This window comes from Paraburkholderia sp. GAS448, from assembly GCF_050435685.1.
Lineage (GTDB): Bacteria > Pseudomonadota > Gammaproteobacteria > Burkholderiales > Burkholderiaceae > Paraburkholderia.
Genome location: NZ_JBNDKT010000116.1, coordinates 1 through 3,035, shown reverse-complemented (window position 1 = coordinate 3,035; position 3,035 = coordinate 1). Strand labels below are relative to the sequence as shown.

Annotated in this window: 2 protein-coding genes; both read left to right on the top strand. The window is 54.7% G+C overall.

Features of this window, described 5'->3' with window-relative positions; translation table 11 throughout:
* Nucleotides 1-732: 732 nt before the first annotated feature.
* Nucleotides 733-1,332 carry a TetR/AcrR family transcriptional regulator gene (locus P3T23_RS47360; protein ID WP_429322904.1) on the top strand — a complete coding sequence of 200 codons (600 nt, stop codon included), beginning with the start codon at nt 733-735 and terminating at the stop codon, nt 1,330-1,332.
* Nucleotides 1,333-1,574: 242 nt separating this feature from the next.
* Nucleotides 1,575-2,462 carry an iron-containing redox enzyme family protein gene (locus tag P3T23_RS47355; protein WP_429322903.1) on the top strand — a complete coding sequence of 296 codons (888 nt, stop codon included), beginning with the start codon at nt 1,575-1,577 and terminating at the stop codon, nt 2,460-2,462.
* Nucleotides 2,463-3,035 lie beyond the last annotated feature (573 nt).

Sequence of the window (3,035 nt, the reverse complement as noted above, 5' to 3'; positions counted from 1 at the left end):
GGCGAACAGGTACTCGTTCATCTGAGAGATGAAAACATGCTGGTTCGGCTTGCTCAAGCGTGAAAAAAGCAGCAGTGCGCGGTATATTTCGGGCAGTCCGTTCTGCCGTCGCACGCATACCTGCCACTCGTTCTTAGGCATCGACGTGACAAAAGCGCTTGCCAATTCCATTGAATTTAGGACACCTGAGTTCCGCATATATTCCTGTTTTTCACCCTGCCAAGTGACTGCCGGTGAACATCCAATCCGCCTGCAATACAGAACTTCACCGGCGCCTCTTTGAAATCCCAGCCAGCATGATGCCAAGCGATCGATCTGCTGTCCAATCTTTAGATGACGAGACCGGTCTGTATCATATTCTGTGCGACATGCCATGTGCAATATTATCGACGTCTCATGTTTCAAGCCTGCGTTAGCGCCCGTAACGGCAAATCAAGCGAATTGGCGACATCTGTTCGGGGAGGTATGATTCGCGCAATGAGTGCTATAACGCGAAGACGGCGAATCTGCAGATCCATTAGGATCTATCTGATTTTTTGCGGGGGATGCCATGCGGAGACCGCGTGGTGCGTGAACTGGATTGCTGCAGCTGGGCCGCCCGGACTTCAGAGGCATCCGATTGTCGCGCCTGCAACTCCGCGTCACGACCGCATGAGTGGCCGGGTATCACCGCCACTCGACTATGTTCCTGGTAGTATGGACACCATCACTTAACGCATATGGCAAACAGACATGAAACAAGCGTATCCTGCCGCGAACATAAAGAAACAACACCTGATCGAGACGGCTACCCGACTCTTTAACAGGCATGGCTATCATGCCGTTGGCATTGACAGGATCATCCAGGAATCGGACGTTGCCAAGATGACCATGTATCGGCACTTTCCATCGAAAGATAGTTTGGTGTCCGAGGTTCTGCAACAGCGCATGGGGAATATCCAGGCTTCAATATCCGAGTCGGTTGCGACACGGGGAGACGCACTGGACAAGCTTCGGGAAGTATTTCTCTGGCATGGACGCTGGTTTGATAGGCCGGATTTTCACGGGTGCATGTTCATCGCCGCATTGTCCGAATTCGGAGGCAGTGACAGCGAGATTATTCGTGTCGCAACCGTCGAGAAGCAGAGAATGCGTGAGTTCATCCAGAATATTGTTGTTGAGCTGGTTCGGGGTTCCGCGGCTGCCCGTCTCACGCATCAGATTGTGATGTTGCTCGACGGGGCGATCATTTCCGCCCAGACCGGGAAAAAAAGAAGAGCAGCGCTGGATGCATGGGAGGCTGCGAAGTGCCTCGTCGCCACGCAGTTGCGTCGGGGCCAGGTTGCTGGGTAAGCGCATCATGGCGGGGCGCCAGCGCTCCCGTCATGATGCGCGACTCGCCGATAATCGTCAGCGTGCCGTCGGCACGTCTGCCGTGCGTCCGGACCCGATTGATGTCGCTGGACTTCGTGCCTTCCCGGCCTTTCTGGTGTGACTGGTCGCTGCAGGATCGGGCGTAAGCATGGCTTCGCCGGCAACGACCAGTACGACATCGAGATGATGTGTCAGTTGTCCCAACCCTTTGAAGGAGAGCCATGAGTTTGACGAAACAGGAAAACTTCAACCACCCCCGCGAGCAGGCGGTGACGATAATGAGATCTACGCTCACGTCAGAAGCGTGGGAGCGCAATGCGAATTTCGTCCAGAGCCTGAAGAGTGAGATTGAAAATCACCCGATATCCAGCCACCCTGTGATCGAAATTCTTAACAATTGCAAGATTGATAACTCAATCCTGCAAGGGATCCACCTAGAATATCGGTATGCCATCGTACAAGTCTTTACTGACGCATTGCTTGCAGCACAACTCCAGAGCCGGCAACTGGAACCCCGGCTCAAGGCGGGCTCCAAGATGGCGCCGCGTTTTCTGCTGGCACTAAACTGCCTGGACGAATTCGGGTTCCGGCCGGGATTTGATGTCGACGGCTATTACCTTGGCAACCCGCAGCGGGCCCACTATCCGCTGTACGAAACCGTGCTTGATGACCTGGATCTGACTGAGGCCGCACGGCGCACGTATGCTGTCAGCTCCGCCGCTACTCTTGTTCGACAATTCCTCGAGGAAAGTTTCGGAGAGTACGTTGAGGTCACTGCGCTCCTCGCAGTAGCCGAGCACGAAGTCATTCTGTTTACACCGCCCTTGCGGCGCGCTACAGGGCGGCTCGGCATAGACGTCAACGATGGATACTATTTTGTGCATGGCATCAGTGATGATGATACAGCGGACGCAGCGGACGACGATCACGCGAGCGACCTGTGGCATGTATTGACCCAGGCTGTTACCGAGGCGGACTATGAACGCATCAGGAAGAGATGCAAACGTTATATCAAACTTTGGTCTGACTTCTGGGATCAACAGATTGCGTTCATTACCGGGTCTGAGCGGGACGCGGAGGCAGGGCTCGAAACTCGTCGCGTTCGTTAGGGCTACGCTGAAAAAGGTTAGCGCCGGCAGGCGGTGTATCGTTAAATGCGGATGAAACAGCAGACTTTACGATGACGGCCGATCAGGGCCGCCGGATTTGAACAGTCCAGGCCATATTGCATAGCGCCGCGCCCGGTCCATTGTGGGACCGGAGCAAGCCCCTGTGGGCTCACGGTGGGAGTAAGGATTCGTGCGATTTTGCGTAACTTTGCACGGCGAACCTTGTTGATCAAGGCTTTTAGCTGGGGCGGTACGACGCTGCAGCTCACCCCAATTAAAGCTGTCTGAAAATGTCACCCGCACAGTCCCGCCCTGCTTGGCGTGATGTTATCCTAATCGAAGTTTACCTTGACTGGGACAACATCACGCCAGTACGCACTTTCGCACGAATCCTGACGCCTACCCTAAATCATGATGGTGTCGCGCCAGCCCGCCACACCTGTCACTGTCTGGTATTCCATGGCGCTGTGTTCCTATTCGATACGCATGCGCAGATCTGATAAGGAATCCTCCCGAATTGGAATGCAGGAGCTGAAACATGGGCGCTGGACTATTCATGCCCGGCCCGGGAAC